Source organism: Nonomuraea sp. NPDC049625 (assembly GCF_040675285.1).
GTDB classification, from domain to species: domain Bacteria; phylum Actinomycetota; class Actinomycetes; order Streptosporangiales; family Streptosporangiaceae; genus Nonomuraea; species Nonomuraea angiospora_A.
Genome location: NZ_JBFAOQ010000009.1, coordinates 361,444 through 382,785, shown reverse-complemented (window position 1 = coordinate 382,785; position 21,342 = coordinate 361,444). Strand labels below are relative to the sequence as shown.

18 protein-coding genes and 1 pseudogene are annotated in these 21,342 nt (G+C 73.5%); 13 read left to right on the top strand and 6 right to left on the bottom strand.

Annotation, left to right across the window (positions count from 1 at the left end; genetic code table 11):
- Positions 1-65 precede the first annotated feature (65 nt).
- The 3 genes and pseudogenes from AB0J87_RS36190 to AB0J87_RS36180 form a co-directional block, all read left to right on the top strand.
- Positions 66-185, top strand: a pseudogene (locus AB0J87_RS36190) (hypothetical protein); the annotation flags it as partial.
- Between the two features lie 80 nt (positions 186-265).
- Entirely contained in the window at positions 266-427 is a 162-nt protein-coding gene (locus tag AB0J87_RS36185; protein WP_363972935.1) for a BBE domain-containing protein, read from the top strand.
- Positions 428-440: 13 nt separating this feature from the next.
- On the top strand, positions 441-1,646 hold the full coding sequence (locus tag AB0J87_RS36180; RefSeq protein ID WP_363972932.1) for an SGNH/GDSL hydrolase family protein: 1,206 nt from the start codon (positions 441-443) through the stop codon (positions 1,644-1,646).
- An 11-nt stretch (positions 1,647-1,657) separates the two neighbouring features.
- Here AB0J87_RS36180 and AB0J87_RS36175 read toward each other — a convergent pair whose 3' ends face one another.
- Positions 1,658-2,347: a hypothetical protein gene (locus tag AB0J87_RS36175; RefSeq protein ID WP_363972626.1), complete on the bottom strand. Its 690-nt coding sequence runs from the start codon at positions 2,345-2,347 to the stop codon at positions 1,658-1,660.
- A gap of 234 nt (positions 2,348-2,581) precedes the next feature.
- Between AB0J87_RS36175 and AB0J87_RS36170 the strand changes: the two genes are divergently transcribed.
- Both AB0J87_RS36170 and AB0J87_RS36165 read left to right on the top strand, forming a co-directional pair.
- The gene (locus tag AB0J87_RS36170) at positions 2,582-3,781 is read left to right on the top strand and encodes a cytochrome P450 (protein ID WP_363972623.1); all 1,200 of its coding nucleotides are present in this window, start codon (positions 2,582-2,584) and stop codon (positions 3,779-3,781) included.
- Positions 3,782-3,862: 81 nt separating this feature from the next.
- Positions 3,863-4,849: an aldo/keto reductase gene (locus AB0J87_RS36165; RefSeq protein WP_363972620.1), complete on the top strand. Its 987-nt coding sequence runs from the start codon at positions 3,863-3,865 to the stop codon at positions 4,847-4,849.
- A gap of 18 nt (positions 4,850-4,867) precedes the next feature.
- Here AB0J87_RS36165 and AB0J87_RS36160 read toward each other — a convergent pair whose 3' ends face one another.
- The 3 genes from AB0J87_RS36160 to AB0J87_RS36150 all read right to left on the bottom strand — a co-directional run bounded on the left by AB0J87_RS36160 (position 4,868) and on the right by AB0J87_RS36150 (position 6,609).
- Entirely contained in the window at positions 4,868-5,029 is a 162-nt protein-coding gene (locus AB0J87_RS36160) for a hypothetical protein (protein ID WP_363972618.1), read from the bottom strand.
- Positions 5,030-5,115: 86 nt separating this feature from the next.
- Entirely contained in the window at positions 5,116-5,520 is a 405-nt protein-coding gene (locus tag AB0J87_RS36155) for a hypothetical protein (RefSeq protein ID WP_363972615.1), read from the bottom strand.
- 372 nt (positions 5,521-5,892) lie between these two features.
- Positions 5,893-6,609, bottom strand: a complete 717-nt coding sequence (locus AB0J87_RS36150) for a GntR family transcriptional regulator (protein ID WP_363972612.1) — start codon at positions 6,607-6,609, stop codon at positions 5,893-5,895.
- A 308-nt stretch (positions 6,610-6,917) separates the two neighbouring features.
- Here AB0J87_RS36150 and AB0J87_RS36145 point away from each other — a divergent pair, with 308 nt between their 5' ends.
- Genes AB0J87_RS36145 through AB0J87_RS36130 form a run of 4 tightly spaced genes read left to right on the top strand, consistent with a single transcriptional unit; the run spans position 6,918 to position 12,850 of the window.
- Positions 6,918-9,224, top strand: a complete 2,307-nt coding sequence (locus AB0J87_RS36145; RefSeq protein WP_363972609.1) for a LuxR C-terminal-related transcriptional regulator — start codon at positions 6,918-6,920, stop codon at positions 9,222-9,224.
- Positions 9,214-10,743, top strand: a complete 1,530-nt coding sequence (locus AB0J87_RS36140) for a sugar ABC transporter ATP-binding protein (RefSeq protein WP_363972606.1) — start codon at positions 9,214-9,216, stop codon at positions 10,741-10,743. Before AB0J87_RS36145 ends, AB0J87_RS36140 begins: the two co-directional genes overlap by 11 nt.
- A complete protein-coding gene (locus tag AB0J87_RS36135) occupies positions 10,737-11,750 on the top strand; it encodes an ABC transporter permease (protein WP_363972603.1) in 1,014 nt (337 codons plus the stop codon). The genes AB0J87_RS36140 and AB0J87_RS36135 overlap by 7 nt, the downstream gene beginning before the upstream one ends.
- The gene (locus AB0J87_RS36130) at positions 11,747-12,850 is read left to right on the top strand and encodes a substrate-binding domain-containing protein (RefSeq protein ID WP_363972600.1); all 1,104 of its coding nucleotides are present in this window, start codon (positions 11,747-11,749) and stop codon (positions 12,848-12,850) included. The genes AB0J87_RS36135 and AB0J87_RS36130 overlap by 4 nt, the downstream gene beginning before the upstream one ends.
- Positions 12,851-12,853: 3 nt before the next feature.
- Here the strand turns inward: AB0J87_RS36130 and AB0J87_RS36125 are convergent, their stop codons facing one another.
- Positions 12,854-13,621 (bottom strand): alpha/beta hydrolase, encoded by a 768-nt coding sequence (locus AB0J87_RS36125; protein WP_350726953.1) that lies wholly within the window; start codon positions 13,619-13,621, stop codon positions 12,854-12,856.
- A gap of 74 nt (positions 13,622-13,695) precedes the next feature.
- Here AB0J87_RS36125 and AB0J87_RS36120 point away from each other — a divergent pair, with 74 nt between their 5' ends.
- The 4 genes from AB0J87_RS36120 to AB0J87_RS36105 are packed head-to-tail and all read left to right on the top strand — an operon-like array spanning position 13,696 to position 17,927.
- A complete protein-coding gene (locus AB0J87_RS36120; RefSeq protein WP_363972596.1) occupies positions 13,696-14,943 on the top strand; it encodes a CoA transferase in 1,248 nt (415 codons plus the stop codon).
- Positions 14,940-15,806 carry a MaoC family dehydratase N-terminal domain-containing protein gene (locus AB0J87_RS36115; RefSeq protein WP_363972593.1) on the top strand — a complete coding sequence of 289 codons (867 nt, stop codon included), beginning with the start codon at positions 14,940-14,942 and terminating at the stop codon, positions 15,804-15,806. Before AB0J87_RS36120 ends, AB0J87_RS36115 begins: the two co-directional genes overlap by 4 nt.
- Before the next feature lies 1 nt (position 15,807).
- A complete protein-coding gene (locus tag AB0J87_RS36110) occupies positions 15,808-17,424 on the top strand; it encodes an acyl-CoA dehydrogenase family protein (protein ID WP_363972929.1) in 1,617 nt (538 codons plus the stop codon).
- A gap of 50 nt (positions 17,425-17,474) precedes the next feature.
- A complete protein-coding gene (locus AB0J87_RS36105) occupies positions 17,475-17,927 on the top strand; it encodes a GNAT family N-acetyltransferase (protein WP_363972590.1) in 453 nt (150 codons plus the stop codon).
- On the opposite strand, the gene AB0J87_RS36100 is transcribed toward AB0J87_RS36105, so the two are convergent.
- Positions 17,928-21,308, bottom strand: a complete 3,381-nt coding sequence (locus tag AB0J87_RS36100; protein WP_363972587.1) for a BTAD domain-containing putative transcriptional regulator — start codon at positions 21,306-21,308, stop codon at positions 17,928-17,930. It abuts the gene before it with no gap.
- Between the last annotated feature and the right edge of the window lie 34 nt (positions 21,309-21,342).

The following is a 21,342-nucleotide window of genomic DNA, read 5'->3' as shown; positions in this document are numbered from 1 at the left end:
CTTCGGGCCGTCACCAGGCGGACGGGTTGACCTTCACGTATGGGTCAACCCCTACCGTCGTCGGCATGGACGCACCTTCGAAAAGCACGACATTCTCCCGCACCGGACTGGAGGTCCGGCTTGTCGCACGCCCGGAGGGCCTGCCCGATCCCGGCGACTTCGAGATCGCCGAGGTCGCTGTCCCTGATCCCGCAGTGGGTCAGGTACTGGTCCGCAATCTGTTCATGTCGCTCGAGCCCGGCATGCTCATGTTGATCGCGGGGATCTGGGCCAGGCGGTCAGCGGCCGCAAGCCGTACACCTTTCTCGCGCCGGCGGACGACGCCGCCCAAGCCTTCCCCGCCGACACCCTGGCCCGGCTGCGCGAGATCAAGCGCCGGCGCGATCCCTACGGCGTCTTCCGCGCCAACTTCCCCGTCCTGGACTGAAAAGAGCACCAACATGCTGAAAATCGCGACTGCCGCCGCGCTGGTGGCCGCCCTGGCGGCGGCACCGGCACCCGCCGACGCGGCGACCGGCAGGTGGGCGGCGGCCTGGGCGACCGGCGTCCAGCAGCCGTCGGCCGACGTCTGGTATCCCACCTGGGCGGAGAAGGGCTTCGCCGACCACTCCGTACGGCAGGCGGTCCGGGTCACCGCCGGCGGCTCGGCGGTCCGGATCCGGCTCTCCAACGCCTACGGCACCGCCCCGCTCCGGCTCACCGGCGCCAGCGTGGGCAAGGCCGGCGCGGGCGCCGCCGTACAGGCGGGCACGCTGCGCCCGCTGACCTTCGCGCACGCCGCCTCCGTCGCCGTCCCCACCGGCGGGCAGGCCGCCAGCGATCCCGTCCGGCTCGCGGTCGAGCCGGGAGAGCGGCTGACCGTGACGCTGTACTTCCGGGGCGCCACAGGACCGGCCACCTACCACAACCTGGCCATGGCCACCTCCTACCGGGCCTCCGGCGACCACACCCGCGACCTCGGCCCGGCCGCCTTCGGCGAGACCAACAGCTCCTGGTTCTACCTGTCCGGAGTGGACGTGTACGGCGGCGCGGCCGCGGTGGCGACCTTCGGCGACTCCATCACCGACGGATACGCCGCCACCCAGGACGCCGACGACCGCTACCCGGACGCGTTGGCCCGCAGGCTGAACGGCCGGCGGCCGGTGCTCAACCTCGGCATCGCCGGCAACCGCCTGCTCAACGACTCGGCATGCCTGGGCGAGCGCGGGCTGACGCGCTTCCGCTGGGACGTTCTGGGCCAACCTCGCGTCAAGACCGTGATCGTGCTGGAGGGCGTCAACGACATCCTCCTGGGCATGCAGGACCCCACCCCCTGCACCACCCCCGCGGTCAAGGTCAGCGCCGCCGACCTGATCGACGGCTACCGGCGGCTCATCCGCACCGCCCACGCGCGAGGCGTCCGGATCGTCGGCGGCACCCTCCTGCCGGCCGGTCTCCCCGGCGAGGCCGAGGCCGTCCGCGACGCGGTCAACGCGTGGATCCGGACCGGCGGCGAATTCGACGCGGTCGCCGACTTCGAGCGCGCGGTCGCCGACCCCGCCGACCCCGATCGGATTCGGCCGGCCTTCGACAGCGGAGACCACCTCCACCCGAACCCCGCCGGCTACCGGGCCATGGCCGACGCCGTCGACCTGCACATCCTTTGAGGGCTGGGTGATCAGCGCCGGGGATAATGCGCCTTGGCGTAGTCGTCCCGCGCCTTTTCGCACGCCTCGACCTCCGCCGCCGGTCGGCAGTCGATGTAGGCGGCCGTCACCGGCCGGCACATGTCGCTGCCCGAGCCGATGCTGTGCGCGTGCCGGCATCTCTGGTACTGGATGTCGCCTTCGATGCAGAAGCGACGAGCGATCTTCGCGCCGGCGACGCTCCGCGTCTGGCAGGCGCGGTAGACCGGGGCGGCATCGGCGCAGATTTTCCCGCCGCCCCGATAGAGGCAGGCGGCATACCTCGCGGATCTGTCGCACCGGAGCGCCGACCTGCCCAGGAACCGGCAGTACCGGTAGGCCTCCCCGACAGGCTCCGCGCCCTCGGCGCACGTGTGCGGCAACGGCCGGATCACGTCGGCACGGCTGCAGTCGGCCAGGAAAGCCTGCTGGTCGCGGTGGAGGGCGTCGCTGTCGCGGCACCGGCGGCCGGCGAAGCCGGACGCCGCGCAGCGCTCGTACGTCGCCTCTTCCTTCTCGCATCTCTTCTCGTCGGGGGCGTCCTCGCAGGACTTCACCAGCTCCGGGTCCTTGGTCTCCCGGGCGCTCGCGACCACGGGCGCCGCCGTGGTCCGGGACTCGCGTTCCGGGCTCACCACGTCCGTGCCGTGGCTGAGATATACGGAAGCCGTGGCCACTGCCATTACCGCGAGGACGCTGTATAAGCGGGCCCGCCTGCGACGGCTTTCGATTGTCATCGTCACGCTTTTTTCTGGATAGCCCGCTCGATTCCTTTGCAGATCATGCCATAAACGTTGCAGTGAGACCGAGCCCCTGGTTTCGGGCGGCCGAAAACAGGAGCCGGTAAACGGAAATAGACCAGGTCCGATCCCGAACATAAGGTGGACGCCTGCCATTCCGCGCGCGAAAGGGTGACGATGATCGAGACATTGTTCGATGAGGACTATTTCCGTGACCCGCATCCCGTATTCGCGCGGCTCCGCGAAGGGCGCCCCGTCTATCGCACCGCGACCCCGCAGGGCGTACGGGTCTGGGTGGTGAGCCGGTACGAGGACGTCAAGGCGGCCTGCACCGACCCGCGCCTCAGCAAGGACTTCACGAACAACCCGGACATGATCAAGTCGAACGAGCTGGAGGGCGGCGACAGCAGCGGCTACGAGGCCGTGGTGCCCCACAACATGCTCTTCGTCGACCCGCCCGACCACGCCCGCCTGCGGCGGCTGGTGGGCAAGGTGTTCACGGCGGGCCGCGTCCAGGCGTTGCGGCCCCGTGTCGAGCAGATCAGCGCGAGCCTCCTGGACAAGGTGGGCCCGGAGTTCGACCTGCTGCACGACTACGCCGTACCCCTGCCCGCCATGGTGATCGGGGAGCTGCTCGGCATCCCCGAGAACGACTGGCCGCAGCTCATCAAGTGGTCCAACACCACCATCGAGGGCGCCGTACTGGATCCGCAGGTGGTCGTGCGGGCCGCCACCGAGTTCATCACCTACCTCGGCGAGCTCTGCGAGGCCAGGCGGGCCGCGCCGGCCGATGACCTGTTCAGCGCGATGGTGCAGGCCCAGGACGAGGAGGGCGCGCTGAGCGGGCGGGAGCTCGTCGACACCGCGTTCCTGCTCACGGTCGCCGGCCACGAGACGACCGTGCACCTGATCTGCAACGGGGCGCTCGCGCTCCTGCGCCACCCCGACCAGCTCGCCAAGCTCCGCGCGGACCCCGGGCTGCTGCCGGCGGCGGTCGAGGAGTTCCTCCGTTACGACGGGCCGGTCAGCACGTCCACCCTCAGGTTCACCAAGGAGCCGGTCACCATCGGCGGCACGGAGATCCCGGCGGGACAGCTCGTGCTGGTGTCCTTCCTGTCGGCCAACCGGGACGCGGCGCAGTTCGCCGACGCCGACCGCCTCGACGTCACCCGCGCTCCGGGCCAGCACGTCGCGTTCGGCCACGGCATCCACTACTGCCTCGGCGCCCCGCTGGCCAGGACCGAAGGCGCGGTGGCCTTCCGCCACCTGCTGGAGCGTTTCCCCGGCCTGCGGCTCGCCGTCCCCGAGGAGCGGCTGGCCTGGCGTCCGGGGCTGCTCATGCACGGCCTGACCAGCCTCCCCGTACGGAGCTCATGAGGCGGGGTGAAGCACGCCGCATTCGACGCTTGTGTCCGGGTCGTGGATCATGGAGGGCCGAGTGGCTGAAAGGTGCTGTGCATGCGTTACCGTCTGCTGGGCCGGACCGGGCTCAGGGTCTCCGAGCTGTTCCTCGGCGCGATGACCTACCGCGAGGTGTCGCCGGAGGCGCGGCGCATCCTCGACCTGTACGCCGAGTCCGGCGGCAACGTCGTCGACACGGCCTCCATGTACGGTGAGAGCGAGAACGTCGTCGGCGAGCTGCTCCAAGGACGCCGTGACCGTTTCGTCCTGGCCACCAAGTACACCGGCACCCGCGACCGCACCGACCCCAACGCCGCCGGCAACCACCGCAAGAACCTCGTGCTGTCGCTGGAGCAGAGCCTGCGCCGGCTGCGTACCGACTACGTCGACCTCTTCTGGGTGCACGTCTGGGACCGGCACACCCCGATCGAGGAGACGATGCGCGCGCTGGACGACGCCGTCCGCGCCGGGAAGATCCTTTACGCCGGCATCTCGGACGCCCCGGCCTGGCTGGCCAGCCGGGCCAACACGCTGGCGGAGTGGCGCGGGTGGACGCCGTTCGCGGGGTTGCAGGTGCCGTACAGCCTGCTGCGGCGGGACGCGGAGCGGGAGCTGCTGCCGATGGCGCAGGCGTACGGGATGAGCGTGACGGCGTGGGGGACCCTCGAGCGCGGCGTGCTGTCGGGCAGGTACAACGAGCCCGGCGCGCCGGCCTCCCGCGTGTCGCCCGACTCCCTGAGCGAGCGGGACCGGACCGCGGCGCGCGCGGTCGTCGAGGTGGCCGGCGAGCTGGGTGTCACGGCCTCGCAGGTGGCGCTGGCCTGGGTGCTCGGGCGTGGGGTGCATCCGATCGTCGGGGCGAGCAGCGTGGACCAGCTCAAGGACAACCTGGGGGCCTCGGGGCTGGTGCTGCCTGAGGAGGCGGTGCGGCGGCTGGAGTCGGCGGTGGAGTTCGAGCTCGGCTTCCCGCGGGACTTCGTCGAGGAGGTGGATCGGAGCCCGGCCATCTACGGCGATGCCGTCCACCTGCTGGACGGCCGCTGACCGCCAGGCCCCCATGGCTCAGGGCGTCGGGGTGACGGTGGGGAGCAGGGTGCGGGCCAGGCGGTAGGCCTCGGTGAGGTCGTCGCCGCGGTAGTCCAGAGCGGCGAGGTCGGCGAGGTGGTGGTCGGCGTTGACGGCGACGGTGTGCGGCAGGTGGCGGAACAGCGGCGCGTCCGACATCGAGTCGCCGTAGGCCAGGCACTGCTCGCGGCCGAGCCCGAGCCGGGCGCGGGTGCTGTCGGCGATGCGGACCTTGTCGGCGGGCGTCAGGACGCCGCCGGGGTCCAGGGGCGCGGTGAAGGGCAGGGGCGGGAAACTGGAGGCGGCGACCTCGTCGAAGCCCAGCTCCAGCAGGTGGCGGGCGAAGAAGTCCGGGCCATGGTGATGACCAGGGAGTGTTCGCCGCGGGCCCGGATGTCGGCGCAGACCTCGGCGATGCCGCCGAGCCAGGGGGCGGCGGCATAGGCGGCGGCCACGACCTGAGGGGTGAGGTCGGCCCAGAGGCCGGGGAGGGCGGCGGAGAAGCCCCGGGTGTCGAGCTCGCCGGCGGCGAAGCGGGCCTCCATCTCGAGGAGCCGCGGCGTGGTGCCGGTGTGGCGGGCGATCTCGAGACTGGCGGTGGATCCGGCCAGGAGGGTGCCGTCCATGTCGAAGATATGCAGGATGCCCATGGTTGTCCGATTATGTCAGGGCACCCCGCTCGGAGATCAGACGGTGTTCAGCTTGCGGAGGGCTCGGCCACGCTTCGAGCTCGAGCGGGGTGAAGACGTCGGCAGACAACATGAGCGGCCCCGGAAGATCATGCTCCACCCGCGTGGAGAACTCCGGCCGATCCACAGCATCACCCCTCACTTGAAAGGTTGCCTGGTAAGTTGCCAGCCAGACTTTCTTGCCAAATCGAGTGTGTCAAGAGAGGGAAATGTAAATTACGTCGCACATGTCCTGTCGGACGTGCCGGAAACATGTCGGGCAACCTGACTTCACGCCGCCGCACGCGAGCACGACGAAGACCCGCCTGTCGCCAAGGCGGGTGCGGACGCGGGTCAGCCGTCGGTGGCGGCGGCCCTCAGGATCTCGTTGCGGTAGGTCAGAAGGTGCCGGCGCCACACCTCCGCCGCCTCGGCGGCATTGCCCTCCCGGATGTGCCTGATGACCGTGCGCGACTCCTCGACGTGGCCGTCGCGGGCACTGGCCTCGGCCGGCGCGCGGCGTCGCAGCTCCTGCCACAACGGCCCCGCGACATGCCGCAGCGCCTCTTCGAGGGCCTGTTCGAGCAGGGGGTTGCGGGCGGCGCGGGCGATGGCCCGGTGCACGGGCAGGTCGCTCGCGTAGGCGCCGGTCTCGGCGTACTCGGCCTCCAGCTTGGCCAGCGTGGTCTCGAGCAGCTCCAGGTCCTCCGGGTGGCGCTTCTCCGCGGCCAGCGCGGCCAGGGCGGGCTCGATCGCGAGCCTGGCCTCGAACACCTGCGGCGGCAGCACCTCCACGCCCCAGGTCGCCACGGTGGCCGCGGTGCCGGTGATCACCGTGCCCCTGCCCTTGTGGGACTTGGCCAGCCCGGCGAGCTCCAGGGCGGCGAGCGCCTCCCTGATGGTGGGCCTGCTCACCGCGAAGTTCTGCGCCAGCTCGCGCTCGGAAGGCAGCTTGTCACCGGGTTTGAGCTGCTCGTCGCGGATCGCCGCGACGAGCTGGTCGGCGACTTGGACGGCCGCGCTCCTCTTGACCACCGGAGTCACCGAGAACCCCGCGCTGCCACCTGTCACTACTCGATGCTCCTCATTTGTGACCATTTGTGCGCTCGTTGGCATCATATCAAGCGGCCAGGCAACCTGACATGCTGACCAGCGACCACTGTCATACGGAGCTCAGCACGGCGTCTCGCCAAGGTCAACCACCGTGGCCGTGGTCGGCATCCTGCCCAAGGACGCTTGGGACGGCTATGACCGGCCCGATCGCGGCTGGCACAGGGTTTGCGTCCGCACTGCCATGACGTTGCCCGCCACGGGTAGCAATAAGCCGAGGCCTGCGAGGGCGCGCACGGGTGACGAGGTTTGTGGAAGCTATGGGGGCGATGGCGCGGTCACGTGCGGGGAATCTGCCACTGGAGCTCACGAGCTTCGTCGGTCGCAGGAACGAGATCGCCGAAGGCAAGCGCCTGCTCACCTCCGGCCGGTTCCTGACGCTCACCGGAGTCGGCGGGGTGGGCAAGACGCGGCTGGCACGGCGGATCGCCGCCGAGATGTCACGCGAGTACGGCGACGGGGTCTGGCTGGTCGACCTGGCCCCGCTGGTGGCGGGTGCGCTGCTCACCGAGACGGTCGCCGACGCCGTCGGATGCCCCCGGCAGGATCCGGCCTCCCTCGCCGAGTACCTGCACGACAAACGGCTGCTGCTGGTGCTGGACAACTGCGAGCACCTGCTGCCCCAGGTCGCCGCGCTGGCCGGCGACCTGCTGGCGATGGCCCCCGAGCTGCGCGTCCTGGCCACCAGCCGGCAGGCGTTGCACGTCCCGGGGGAGCTGATCCTCGAGGTCCCGCCGCTGAACGTGCCGGGGACGGCCGAGATGTCGATGGACGGCGCCCTGGAGAACGAGGCGGTGCGCCTGTTCGAGGACCGGGCCGCCTCGGCCGTGCACGAGTTCAGGGTCACCGACGCCAACAGCGCGGCGGTGGCGCGGCTGTGCCGGCGGCTGGACGGCATCCCCCTGGCCATCGAGCTCGCGGCGGTGAGGGTGCTGGTCCTGTCCGTGGAGCAGATCCTGGAGCGCCTCGACGACCGGTTCCGGCTGCTGACGACCGGGCCCACCACCGCGCCGCCGCGCCAGAAGACGCTCCGGGCGCTGGTGGACTGGAGCTATGACCTCTGCTCCGAGGAGGAGCGGACGCTGTGGGAGCGGCTGTCGGTCTTCTCCGGCGGCTGCGGCCTGGACGCGATCGAGCACGTGTGCTCGGAGGGCGGGATCGCCCCGGAAAGCCTCATGGACCTGCTGACCCAGCTGGTGGACAAGTCGATCGTGCAGCGCCGCGGGCAGGCCTCCGACGTGCGCTTCGAGATGCTCGACACGCTGCGCCAGTACGGATGGAAGCGGCTCGTCGCCTCCGGCCAGGACCAGGCCCTGCGGCTGCGCCACCGCGACTGGTGCCGCCGGCTGGCGGCGCGGGCCGAGGACGAGTGGTTCGGCGAGCACCAGATGGACTGGCTCGGGCGCCTCATCCAGGAGCAGGGGAACGTGCGCTCCGCGCTGGAGTTCTGCCTGGGCGCGCCGGGCGAGGCGTGGGCCGCGCTCGAGATCGCCGCCGCGATGTGGAGCCACCGGCTCTCGTGGAGCTCCCCGAGCGAGGGCCACCACTGGCTGGAACGGGCGCTGGCGCAGGAGTCCGGCGCCAGCGCCGGGCGGGCCAAGGCCCTGTGGGTCGACGCGTGGCTCGTCCTGCTGCGGGGCGACCCGCAGGCCGCCAAGCCGCTGCTGGAGGAGTGCCAGGCGCTGGCGGAGCGGCTTCGGGACGAGGCCCAGCTCGCCGGCGCACTGCACATCACCGGGTTCGCCGCGTTGCTGGCCGGCGACTTCTCCCGGGCCATGAAGCTCCTCGACGAGGCGCTGACCCGCCGCCGCGCCCTCGGTCACCGGGGGCACGCGTGGGTGGCCCTCTTCCAGCTGGCCATGACCGCCGTCCTCATGGACGACCCGCGGTCCACGGCGCTCTGCGAGGAGGTGCTGGAGACGGCCGAGCGCGCGAACGCCGAATGGTCGATCTCGTACGCGCTGTGGGTAGCGGCCCTCGACCGGCGGCGCCAGGGCGCGCTCCGGGAGGCCGTGACCATGATGCGGGACGCCGTGCGGCTCAAGGTCCGCTGCAACGACCACCTCGGCCTGGCCCAGTGCCTGGAGGGGCTGGCCTGGATCCTGGCCGACGACGAGCGGTACGAGCAGGCCGCCCAGATGCTGGGCGCCGCCCACATGGTCTGGCAGTCGATCGGGACGTCGCTGCCCGGCCTCGGGCACCTGGTCGGCGCCCACGACCGGTGCGAGTCCGGCCTCCGGCGGAATCTCACGGAGCGGGCGTTCAAGGCGGCCTTCGACCGCGGCGCGGCGTTCACCCCCGAGCAGGCCGCCGCGTACGCGCTGGACGAGAAGCCCGCGCGGCGCGCGGAGAGCGCCCAGCCCGAGTCCGACGCCACGTCCCTCCTGACCCGCAGGGAGCGGGAGATCGCCGACCTGGTCGCGAAGGGCCTGAGCAACAAGCAGATCGCCGAGACGCTGGTCATCGCCCAGCGCACCGCGGAGTGCCACGTCGAGAACGTCCTGCGCAAGCTGAACTTCTCGTCCAGGTCGCAGATCGTCAAGGCGTGGGAATCGCGCCGCCCCGATGGCGAGTGACCCGCGTCCCCGGCCGGGATCGGCGGCGGACCCGGATCCGCTCGTCCGGATCCGGGGGCTGCGCAAGAGCTTCGGCGGCATCCACGCGCTGTGCGGAGTGGATCTCGACCTCCGCCGCGGCGACGTCCTCGCCCTGCTCGGCGCCAACGGCGCGGGCAAGTCGACGCTGATCAAGATCCTGGCCGGCGTCCACCACGCCGACGGGGGAGAGGTCGTCGTGGCCGGCCACCCCCTGGGCAGCCAGGCCGCCTCCGCCGGAATGGCGTTCATCCATCAGGACCTCGGCCTCGTGGAGTGGATGACCGTCGCGGAGAACATCGCCCTCGGCAGGGGATACGCCCGGCGCGGCGGCCTCATCTCCTGGCGCGCGGTACGCCGCAGCTGCGTGGACGCCCTCCGGATCGTCGCCGCCCGCCTCGACCCGGACGAGCCGATCGCCCACCTGACGCGGGCGGAGCGCTCGCTGGTCGCCATCGCCCGCGCGCTGGCCACGCACGCGCGGATCATCGTCCTGGACGAGCCGACCGCCTCCCTGCCCGCCGCCGAGTGCGAGCGCCTCTTCGACGTCCTGCGCACGCTCCGCGATCGGGGTCACGGGATCCTGTACGTCAGCCACCGGCTGGACGAGGTCTACCGGATCGCCGACCGGGTCGCCGTCCTGCGCGACGGACACCTCGTCAGCCAGGGGCCGCTCGCCGGTCGCGACCCGGCCGATCTGGTGCGCGAGATCGTGGGGCGCGAGGAAAGGGCCCGGCGGCGCCGGGTCCGCCGGCTGGGAGAGGTCCTGCTGAGCCTGGACGGCGTGCGCGCCGGCCGGGCGGGGCCGGTGGGGTTCGACCTGCGGTCCGGCGAGGCGCTCGGCCTGGTCGGGCTCACGGGAGCCGGGCACGTGGACCTCGGCCGCGCGCTGGCCGGCGCGTATCCCATGGCGGCGGGCCGCGTGCTGCTCGGCGGCGGCCCGTACCGGCCGGCCTCGGTCGCGGCGGCCGTCGGCGCGGGGGTCGGTTTCGTGTCCGGCGACCGGCACGAGGAAGGGGCCGCCGCCGACCTGAGCGTGCGGGAGAACCTGCTGGCCAACCCCGGCGTGCGCGGCCGATCGCCGCTGAGCCCGCTGAGCCCGCGCCGCGAGCGCGCCGAGACGGCGGCGATCGTCGAACGCCTGCGCGTCCGCCCGGCCGACCCGGAGACGCCGTTCGCCGCCCTGTCCGGCGGGAACCAGCAAAAGGTGCTGATCGGCCGCTGGCTCGGGGCCCGCCGCCGGCTCCTGATCCTGGAGGAGCCCACGGCCGGCGTCGACGTCGGCGCCAAACCCGAGATCCTCCGGCTGCTCGACGAGGCACTGGCGGCCGGGTCCGCCGCGCTCCTGGTCTCCGCCGACTTCGAGGAGGTCGCGAACCTGTGCGACCGGGCGCTCGTGTTCGCGCGCGGGGCGGTGACCGCCGAGCTGAGCGGCGACGCCCTCACCGTCGCCGCGCTCACCCGGGCGGCCACGGCCACCCCAGGGACGGGCCGTTGCTGACGGACGACCGCACGCCCCGGAGATGGCCCTCCGCCGGCAGGCTGATCGGCGGTTACGGGCTGCTCGCGCTGGCCGTCATCCTGTTCGCCGCGTTCGCGTTCGCCCTGCCGGACACGTTCCCCACCATGGCCAACCTGACCGCGATCGTCTCCGCCTACTCGATCATCGCGGTCCTGGCGCTGGGCTCGATGATCCCCATCATCACCGGGAACTTCGACCTGTCCCTCGGCTACGGCCTGGGCCTGTGGCACGTCATGACGCTGCTGCTGATCGTGAACGCCGGCTGGCCGTGGCCCGCGGCCTGCCTGGCCGTGCTCGCCGGCGCGCCGGCGGTCGGCGCGGTCAACGGCCTGCTGGTGGAGTTCGCGCGCATCGACTCGTTCATCGCGACCCTCGGCACCGGCAGCATCCTGTACGCCGTCACGGGCTGGGTGACCCACGGCGCCCGGATCTTCCCCGGCCCGCAGGGCCTGCCCGAGGGCCTGACCGGCCTGTACGACTCGACGCTCCTCGGCCTGCCGGCGCCCGCGTTCTACGTGCTCGCCCTGGCCGCCGCGCTGTGGCTCGTGCTGGAGCGGCTCGCCGTGGGCCGCTACCTCTACGTCATCGGCTCGAACCCGCGGGCGGCGGAGCTGGTCGGGATCCCGGTCCGCCGGTACGTCGTCCTCGCCTTCGCCGGATCCGGCCTGGTGACCGGCTTCGCGGGCGTGCTCCTCGCGGCCCAGCAGCAGATCGGCAACCCGAGCGTCGGGCTGGACTACCTGCTGCCGGCGTTCGTGGCCGCGCTGCTCGGCTCCACCACGATCAAGCCCGGACGGGCCAACCCCTGGGGCACGGTCGTCGCCATCGCGGTCCTGGCCATCGGGCTGTCGGGCATCAGCCAGCTCGGGGCGGACTTCTGGGTCACCCCGCTGTTCAACGGCGCCACCCTGCTCGTCGCCGTCGGGCTGGCCGGCTACTCCGCGCGGCGCCGGGCGCACGCCGGCCGGGTGCGGAGCCTTCCATGAACCTCGCTCGCCTCGTGGCGCTCGTCCTGGTCGCCGGCGGCTGCTCGCTCGGCACCCCGCCACCCGCCCCCGGAGGGGGGTGCCACGACGTGGTGCACACCGCCAGGCGGGCGGTCGCCCGCGCCGAGGCGACGGACGTGCCCTGGGGCGGTCCCACGAGCGGGCCGCGCGCCGTCCCCGGCAAGAGCATCGTCTTCGTGGCCTCGACCATGACCAACCCCGGTGTGGCCGGCACCGCCGACGCCGTACGGGCGGCCGCCCGGTCCGTACGGTGGAGCTTCCGCGTGATCGACGGCCAGGGCACCCCCGCCGGGATCCGGGTGGCCCTGGGCGAGGCGGTCGCGCTCCGGCCGTCGGGCATCGTCATCGGCGGGTTCGACCCGGGGTCCGTGGCGCAGCAGGTCAAGCAGGCCAACGCCGCCGGGATCCAGCTCGTGGGATGGCACGCGACCAAGTCGCCGGGCCCCAGCGCGAACCCCCGCCTCTTCACCAACGTCACCAGCCGGGTGGAGGACGTCGCGCGGATCAGCGCGTACTGGATCATCGCCCGGTCGAACGGCCGGGCGGGCGTGGTGATCTTCACCGACTCCTCGATCCCGTTCGCCGAGAACAAGTCCCGGCTCATCGAGCAGACCCTGGCGACCTGCTCCGGCGTCCGGCTCCTGTCCTACGAGAACATCCCGCTCCCCGACGCGGGCACCCGCACGCCGCAGGAGGTCTCGTCCCTGCTGTCCCGCTTCAGGGACCTGTGGACGTACTCGGTCGCCATCAACGACGTCTACTTCGCCGACGCCGCTCCCGCGTTGCGCGCCGCCGGCAAGCCCGGGGAGGGGCCTCCCTACTCCATCGGCGCCGGGGACGGGGACCCGTCGGCGTTCCAGCGGATCCGCGCCCGGCAGTTCCAGCACGCGACCGTCCCGGAGCCGCTGAACGCGCAGGGCAGCCAGATCGTCGACGAGCTCAACCGCGCGTTCGCCGGGCACCCGCCGAGCGGGTACGTGACGCCGGTGCACCTGACCACGACGGCGAACGTCGGCGATGCCACGTCCTGGGACCCGCGCGGCTACCGCGACGCCTACCTGCGGATCTGGCGCGGGTAGGCCCTACCAGCCCCGGGACCGCAGGAAGGCGGCGCAGCGGCCGGTCCAGTCGCCCACGACGGGATCGGCCTCGGCCAGTCCCAGCCCGTGCCGGCCGCTGGGATAGACGTGCACCTCCAGGGGGATCCGGTGGCGGGCGAGCGACCGGGCCACCTGGAAGGTGTTCTCGACGGGGACCGCCTCGTCGTCGGCCGTGTGCCACAGGAACATGGGCGGCGTGGCCGGGCCGACGCGGTCGCCGAGCGACAGCTCGGAGCGTACGGACTCGGGCGCGTCCGGGCCGAGCAGGTTGGCGGCCGAGCCCTGGTGGGCGGCCGGTCCGGTGAGCGCGGCGACGGGATAGCAGAGCACGGCGAGCCCGGGGCGGGGATCGGCCCGGTCGACGGCGTCGTGCGGGCCTTCCGGCAGCATGGAGCCCGCCTCGGTGGCGAGCAGCCCGGCCAGGTGGCCGCCCGCCGAGAAGCCGAGCACCCCCACGCGGGCCGGGTCCACGCCGGTCGAGGCGGCGTGGTGCCGCACCCAGCGCACCGCCCTGGCGGCGTCGAGCAGGGGCAGCGGGTGGCGGTGCGGCGCGATCCGGTAGCGCACGACGAACGCCGCGATGCCCAGCGAGTTGAGCCAGCGCGCGACCGGCGCGCCCTCGTGGTCGGCGAGGTGGTGGTAGGCGCCGCCCGGGAGGACCACGACGGCCGGGCTGGGGCCGTCGTGCCGTACGGGGAAGGCGGTGATGGTCGCCTCGCCGGTCGTGGGCCACAGGGGGTGCTCGCTCATGCCGTGCCTTTCTGGGTTGTCCGAGACGGATGTTAGCGAGGGCCCGATGTGAGCGGTTCGGTTAGGTTGGTCGGGTGCGTGATCGGGACCACCCGTTGAGCAAGGATGCCGCGCGGCCGCTGAGCGGGCTGCGGATCGTCGAGCTCTCCAGCTACGTGGCCACGCCGCTGTGCGGGATGACGCTGGCGCAGCTGGGCGCCGACGTGATCAGGGTCGAGCCGATCGGCGGGGCTCCCGACCGTACGCGCTGGCCGCTGGCCGAGAGCGGGACGAGCCTGTACTGGTCGGGCCTCAACAAGGGCAAACGCGCCGTCGAGGTGGACCTGTCCGCCGAGGACGGGCGCCGGCTCGTCGCCGACCTGGTCGTCGGCGGGGGACGGCGCGGCGGGATCGTGATCAGCAACGCCGACCGGCACCCGGAGCTGACCTTCGAGGCGCTGCGGGCCCGCCGCCCCGACGTGATCCACGTGCTGCTCACCGGCCGCCGCGACGGCGGGACCGCGGTGGACTACACGGTCCAGGCGGCGACCGGGTTCCCGCTGCTGACCGGCCCGGAGGACGCCGGGCGGCCGGTGAACGGCGTGGTGCCCGCCTGGGACCTGGCCGCCGGCCTCTACCTGGCGGTCGGGCTGCTGGCCGCGGAGCGGCACCGCGTACTCACGGGGGAGGGGCAGCAGGTGCGGGTGGCGCTGGAGGACGTCGCCCTGGCGGTCGCCGGAAGCCTCGGCTACCTCGCCGAGGCGCAGCTGAACGGCACCTCGCGCGAGCGGGTCGGCAACCACGTCTACGGCACCTTCGGCCGGGACTTCGCCACCGCCGACGGCGGGCGGCTGATGGTCGTGGCGCTCACCGACCGGCACTGGCGCGACCTCCTCGCCGCCACCGGCCTCACCGGCGTGGTCTCCGCGCTGGCCGCCGCCCTCGGGGTGGACTTCGGCGCGGAGTCCGAGCGCTACCGGCACCGCAGGGTGCTCGGCGACCTGATCGCGAGCTGGTTCGAGACCCGTACGCTCGCCGAGGCGTGCGAGGCGCTGCGGGCCACCCGCGTGCTGTGGTCGACGTACCGGAGCTTCACGGAGCTGGCCGCGACGCTGCCCGGGAACCCGCTGATGGGGAAGATCGCCCAGCCCGGGGTCGGCGAGCACTGGGCGCCGGGCTCGCCGCTGGTGATGGACGGCGAGCAGGCCCCTCCTGAGGCGTCGCCCGAGGTCGGCGGGCACACCGAGGAGGTGCTGCGGGCCGAGCTCGGCCTGTCGGGTGCGGAGCTGGCGGCGCTGCGGAGCAACGGCGTCATCCGGACGAGGCGGGGAAGGTCCACGTGAGCTGGGAACCGCACACCCTCACCACCCGGGAGACGGTGGACCCTGGCCCGGTCGCCGCGCTGTCGGCGCTGTTCGACGACGGCACGCCCGTGGTCGGCCCGGGAGACGCGCTGCCGCCGCTGTGGCACTGGCTCGCCCTGGCCCGCTGGCCCGTCTCGTCCGTGCTCGGCGCGGACGGCCATCCGGCGCGCGGGTCGTTCCTGCCCCCGGTGGAGCTGCCGCGGCGGATGTTCGCGGGCGGCGAGGTCGCCTTCCACGCCCCGCTCGCGGTGGGGAGCACGGTACGCCGCGAGGCGCGCGTGGAGTCGGTCACCGAGAAGCCGGGGCGCTCGGGCCGGCTGGTCGTCGTGGTCGTCACCATCCGGCTGTACGACGAGCACGACCGGCTCGCCGTCGAGGAACGGCAGGACCTCATCTACCGGGAGGCCGGGGCCGTCCCGGAAGAGGCCGCTCCGGCCGGGCCCGCGGCGGCCCTGGCGCCCGCCGGCGCGCCTTTCGCCCGGGAGGGGGAGGGTTCCTGGCGGTTCGCCACGGACCCGACGCTGCTGATGCGGTTCAGCGCGGCGACGTCCAACCCTCACCGGATCCACTACGACTGGCCGTACGCCACCTGCGTCGAGGGGTACCCCGGCCTGGTGGTGCACGGGCCCCTGATGACGCTCGCCCTGGCGGAGGTCCTGCGCCTGGAGGGGCACGGCGCGCCCGTGGCGCGCATGCGGCACCGGAACCGCAAGCCCCTGTTCTGCGGCCGGCCGGCGCTGCTGCGGCGGATCGACGCGGCCACGCTGGGCGTGTTCGGCCAGGACGAGGAGCCCCACAGCACCTTGGCGATCGAGTTCGGGGGAGGCGCCGGCCGTGCGTGAGATGACCGAGCCCGGCCGCGCGCGTGCCGTCGTGGAGGCGCTGCGGGGCGTCGTCGGCAGGGCCGCCGCCCACGTCGCCTCCGCGGACCGGGACCAGGCCGTGGCCTACGACGTGGCGTCCATGTCGGCGGCGGTCGCGGCGGCCGGGGCACTCCTCGACCACGTCGCGGACCCCGACGCGGGCTCCGGCGCAGGCCCTGGAGCCGGCCACGGCGCAGACTCCCGCCCTGGCCACGGCGCGGACCTGGCGCTGCTTTATGCCGCCGACGTCGCCGCCGACCTGGCCGGTCGCCTGACCGGCAGGGAGTCGCTGTGGGGCGTGGACGGGACGGCCCTGGACGGCGTCGCCGCCCACGTCGCCGCGGGACGCGACCCGGCGTTCCTGGAACGCGTCGCCGAACGCGTGCTGGCCACCCGCGAAGCGGGGCCCCGGCACCTGTCCGCCGAGCTGCAGCTGGTCCGCGCCGCCTTCCGCGAGTTCGCCGCCGACCGCATCGCCCCCGTCGCCGACCGGATCCACCGCGAGGACGAGGACATCCCCGCCGACATCATCGACGGGCTCGCCGGCATGGGCTGCTTCGGGCTGTCGATCCCGGCCGAGTACGGCGGCGCCGCCGAGGGCGACGAACTGGCCGCCATGGTGGTCGTGACCGAGGAACTGTCCCGGGCCTCGCTGGGGGCCGCCGGCTCGCTCATCACACGTCCCGAGATCATCGCCACCGCGATCGCCCGCGGCGGCACCGAGGAGCAGAAACGGCGCTGGCTGCCGATGATCGCCTCGGGGGAGCGGCTGTGCGCCGTGGCGGTCACCGAGCCCGACTTCGGCTCCGACGTCGCCCGGATCACCACGAGCGCGACCCGCGACGGCGACGAATGGGTGCTGAACGGCGTCAAGACCTGGTGCACCTTCGCCGGCCGCGCCCACTACCTCCTCGTCCTGGCCCGCACCGACCCGGCCGGGCATCGGGGCCTTTCGCTCTTCGTGGTGGACAAGCCCTCCTTCACCGGCCATGAATGGCGCCTCACCCAGGAGGGCGGCGGGTCCGTCGAGGGGCGTGCCATCCGTACGCTCGGCTATCGGGGCATGCACTCGTTCGAGGTGCGCTTCGACGGCTGGCGCGTCCCCGCGGCCGACCTGATCGGCGGGGAGGGCGGTCTCGGGCGCGGGTTCTACCTGCAGATGCAGGCGTTCGCGAACGCGCGGCTGCAGACCGCGGCCAGGGCCGTCGGGGTCATGCAGTCGGCGCTGGAGCTGGCCGTGGACTACGCGGGGCAGCGGTCGGTCTTCGGCCGGCCGCTCGCGGACTACCAGCTGACCCGCGCCAAGATCGCCAGGATGGCCGGGATGATCGCCGCGTGCCGGGCTTTCACGTTTGCCGCAGCCCGGGCCGTGACGGCCGGGGACGGCCAGCTGGAGGCCGCGCAGGTGAAGCAGCTCGCCTGCCGGGCGGCCGAATGGGTCACCAGGGAGGCCCAGCAGCTGCACGGCGGCTACGGGTACGCGGAGGAGTACGGCATCTCGCGGCTGTTCGTGGACGCGCGCGTGCTGTCCATCTTCGAGGGCGCCGACGAGGTCCTCGCCCTGCGGGTGATCGCCCGCAGGCTGATGAAGCCCTGACGACGAAATCGGTTGGCGGAGGCCGCGGATCGGCCGAGATCATGGCCCTCATGTCGATCCGTACGGCCCGTGAAGCCGATCTGCCCGCCCTGCTCGCCCTCGCCGTCGCCTTCTACGAGGAGGACGGCTTCACCACGCCGGAAGGCGACCTCGGCGCCAACCTCACCACCTTGGTCACCTCGCCCGCGGCCCGGGTCGCGGTGCGCGAGGAGCACGGCCGGATCATCGCGTTCGCGATCACCACGACCTCGTTCGGGCTCGAGTCCGGCCTGATCGCCGAGCTCGAAGATCTCTACGTCGCCCCGGAGGCGCGCAGGCGCGGCGAGGCCAACGGGCTGATCGAGGACAGCCGGAGCTGGGCCGCGGAGCTGGGATGTTCCCTCCTGGAGATCGTGATCGCCCCCAACGGCAACGACGTGAGCCATCTCTTCGACTTCTACGGCAAGCGTGGATTCCAGGACGAGGGGCGCCGCCTGCTCAGCCAACCGCTGTCCAGGACGTGATCACGCTCTGGTGGCGACCTGGAGAGGCCGGCGGACACCGGTGGCGGCGGCGCGGTCGCGCCACCAGTGCAGGCCGGCGGCGTCGGCCTGCTGTTCGAGGGTGGTGAGGTGGGCGGTGGCGGTGTCGTGATGGCCGGTGGCGGTGGCGAGCAGGGCGAGGTACCAGTCGACGGGGCCCAGGCAGAGCACGGCTGACAGGGCAGAGATGCGGCCGCTGTAGGGGAGCAGGGCGGTGTAGGCCGTACGGCATTCGTGGGTGCGGCCGAGCGCGGCGACGGCGGCGGCGCGCAGGCAGGTGGCCGACAGCCAGGACCAGTCCCGGGGAGGGGCTTGACGGGGGCCGCCGTTGAGGCGCCGCGCGTGGTCGAGGTGGCCCTGGGCGCACAGGTGCAGGGTGGTGGCGTCGTGGTGCAGGGTGGGATGGACGCCGTGGACGGCGGCGATGAGGGGCGCGGCGTCGGCGATGGCGCCGCGGTGGTAGCTGAGCGCGACGCGGCCGGTGGCGACGGTCTGGCGGGCGTGCCAGAGGTTGAGGTGGCGGGCCTGGTCGCCGGCGTCGTCGTAGAGGCGGCCGGCCTCGTCGAAGCGGCCGTCGAGGGTGAGCCGGTTGGCGTGCCAGAGGGTGTGCTGGAAGCGGGGCCAGGGCAGCGGGTGGAGTTCCAGGAGGGCATCGCAGCGGGCGGCGGCCCGGTCGGCGCCGGCCACGTCGAACGCCTCCAGGCGGCCACAGGCGTCCACCATGCCGGCGAGCAGCTCGACCTGAGGGTTGTCGGTGTGTTCCGCCAGGTCGTGTAACTCGCCGGTGAGGTCCGTCAACCCGGTGAGGGCCCGGGGCCGGGGCACGGTGAGACGGCGGTCGTCGCGAGCGCGGGTGCGGGTGAGCGGGCGGGGGTCGTCCACCGGGTGCCGGCCCACCTGGTGCTGGCCCACGTGGTGCTGGCCCGCCGGGTGCTGGCCTGCCGGGTGTCGGCCCGTCAGGGGCCGGCTCGCTTGGTACGGGTCGCGTAGCAGCGACAGGGAGGGCTTGCCGAGCGCGGTGAGGGCGCGTACCACCAGGCCGGCGCCCGCGTCGGCGCGGTCGGCGGCGCGCAGGGCGGCGGCTCCGGCGCGGCGGGCGGCGTCCCGGTCGCCGGCCGCCTCCAGGGCCTGGACGTGGTGGAGGAGCAGCTCCACGTGCTGGGCGGGGTCGCCGCCCGAGGCGTCGTGGGCGGCCACCGCATGGCCCCACCACCTGGCCGCCTCCGCGTACGCCAGGCGCAGGCCGGCCTGCTCAGCGGCGGCCACGGCCCAGCGCACGGCCTCGCCGTGCGAGCCCGCCTGGACGGCGTGCCAGGCGATGGCGGCCACGTCGGCGGACGGGCGGGCGGCCAGGGCGGCGGCCAGGTCCCGGTGGACGGCGGCCCTGCGCCGTGGCGGCAGGCCCCCGGCCAGCGCCTCCCGCACCAGATCGTGCACGAACACCAGCCGCCCATCCCCGGCGACGGCCGGCTCCACGCGAAACGCGCGCCCGCCCCCGACGGGCAACCCCGCGCCGACGGCCCGACCGGGCACATCCTGCGCACTGGGCAGCCCCATATCGGTGGGGAGGTCGAATGCGTCGCCGGAGACGGGTAGTGCCGCGTCGGTGGTGAGGTCGAGCGCGTCGCCGGAGAGGGGCAGTCCCGTGCCGGTCGCGAGGTCGAGGGCGGTGTTCGGGACGGGCAGTCCCGTGCGGGCCGTTAGGTCGGCGCTGGGGGCGAGCAGGCCCGCGTGGGTTGCGCGGTCGAGCAGGTCGGCCGCCTCGGGGCCCGCGACCTGCGTCACGATCGCCGGGTCGAACTCCCTGCCGAGCACCGCCGCGACCGCCAGCACGTCCGCGACCTCGGCATCGAGCTGCGACCGCACCAGCCCGGCGACCGTCTCCGGGACGGCGTCCACGGCGTGGCCGCCGGCCCGCAGCCGGAGGCATTCCCGCACGAAGAAGGGGTTGCCGCCGGTCCGGTCGGCCAGCCGCGCCGCGGCCTCGGCGTCGAGCTCAACGCCCATGCCGGCCGCCATGGACCGTACGGCCTCCGGCGCCAGGCCGCGGACGCGCAGGCGGACGAGGTCGTAGCGGGCCAGCCGGCTCAGCGGGTCGTCGAAACCCGGGCGGAACGCGGCGACCAGCGTGACGGCGGCGCCGTCCAGCCGCATGACCAGGTCCCTGAGCAGCTCCAGCGACGCGGAGTCGGCCCGCTGCAGGTCGTCCAGGACGATCACCAGCGGCCGGACGCGCGCGGCCGCGGTCAGCCACCGCGCGACGGCGTGCGCGTCGGCCGGGCGGTCCGCGTCGAGCAGGCCGGCCAGGGTCTGCCGGTCGCCGGGCGGGCAGTGCTGTTCGAGCGTCCGCAGCACCTGGACCCACGGCCACAGCGGCGGCAACCCTTCGGCGTCGTGGCAGCGCCCCCAGAGCACGAGCTGCCCGAGCGCGGCCGAGCAGTGCTCGCCGAACTCCTCCAGCAGGAACGTCTTGCCGATCCCCGCCTCGCCGCTCACCGCCGCCAGCCGCAGGCCGGTGCGGGCGGCCCGCTCGGGCAGCGCCAGCAGCTCGGCGAGCCGGTCGTCCCGGCGAGCCGGCCGGGGCTGGGTCGGCACGACCAGGGTGGCCGGGGCCGGCTCCAGAGAGTCGGCCTGGCGGAGGATGTCCTGTTCGAGGGAGCGCAGCTCGGGGCCGGGGTCGAGGCCGAGCTGGTCGGCCAGCTGCCGGGCCGCGCGGCGCAGTACGGCCAGCGCCTCCGCCTGCCGCCCGGTGCGGTACAGGGACAGGGCGAGCAGGCACCACAGCCGCTCGCGCAGCGGGTTCTCGGCCGTCTCCGCCTCCAGGTCCGTGATCACGGCCTGCGGGCGGCCCAGGTCGAGCAGCGCCCGGGCGCGCCGCTCGAGCGCGACCAGGCGCAGCTCGCGCAGCCGGCTCACCTCGGTGAGGGCCCAGGTCTCGTCCCCGAACTCCCCGTACGGCACGCCCCGCCACAGCCCGAACGCGGCGTCCAGACAGGTCAGCGCCTCCCCCGGCGACTGGAACTCCGACCGGCCCACCAGCTCCTCGAACCGCGACGCGTCCACGTCATCGGCGGCCAGCAGGTAGCCGGGCGGCCGGCCGATCAGCACCTTGGGCTTGGCCCACGGGCCGCGGTCCGGCTCGATCGCCCGGCGCAGGTTCGACACGTACGAGTGCAGCGACGACAGCGCGCTGGGCGGCGGCGTGTCCCCGTACATGTCATGGATCAGGGTGTCGGTGGAGACCACGACCCCCCGTGCGATGAGGAGCCGGGCCAGCACCGCGCGCGGGCGGGCCCCGCCCAGGCCGACGGGCTCCCCGCCGTCGGCACGGACCTCGAGAGGTCCCAGAACTCGAAATTCCACAGCACGTCCGGTTCGCTCAGGCGGATCTGGAGAA

Coding starts and splice junctions, on each gene's coding strand:
- AB0J87_RS36145 (WP_363972609.1), top strand. CDS start 6,918: ATGGCGCGGTCACGTGCGGGGAATCTGCCACTGGAGCTCACGAGCTTC.
- AB0J87_RS36180 (WP_363972932.1), top strand. CDS start 441: ATGCTGAAAATCGCGACTGCCGCCGCGCTGGTGGCCGCCCTGGCGGCG.
- AB0J87_RS36170 (WP_363972623.1), top strand. CDS start 2,582: ATGATCGAGACATTGTTCGATGAGGACTATTTCCGTGACCCGCATCCC.
- AB0J87_RS36155 (WP_363972615.1), bottom strand. CDS start 5,520: ATGGGCATCCTGCATATCTTCGACATGGACGGCACCCTCCTGGCCGGA.
- AB0J87_RS36130 (WP_363972600.1), top strand. CDS start 11,747: ATGAACCTCGCTCGCCTCGTGGCGCTCGTCCTGGTCGCCGGCGGCTGC.
- AB0J87_RS36175 (WP_363972626.1), bottom strand. CDS start 2,347: ATGGCAGTGGCCACGGCTTCCGTATATCTCAGCCACGGCACGGACGTG.
- AB0J87_RS36140 (WP_363972606.1), top strand. CDS start 9,214: ATGGCGAGTGACCCGCGTCCCCGGCCGGGATCGGCGGCGGACCCGGAT.
- AB0J87_RS36105 (WP_363972590.1), top strand. CDS start 17,475: ATGTCGATCCGTACGGCCCGTGAAGCCGATCTGCCCGCCCTGCTCGCC.
- AB0J87_RS36125 (WP_350726953.1), bottom strand. CDS start 13,621: ATGAGCGAGCACCCCCTGTGGCCCACGACCGGCGAGGCGACCATCACC.
- AB0J87_RS36110 (WP_363972929.1), top strand. CDS start 15,808: ATGACCGAGCCCGGCCGCGCGCGTGCCGTCGTGGAGGCGCTGCGGGGC.
- AB0J87_RS36160 (WP_363972618.1), bottom strand. CDS start 5,029: ATGTCGGACGCGCCGCTGTTCCGCCACCTGCCGCACACCGTCGCCGTC.
- AB0J87_RS36165 (WP_363972620.1), top strand. CDS start 3,863: ATGCGTTACCGTCTGCTGGGCCGGACCGGGCTCAGGGTCTCCGAGCTG.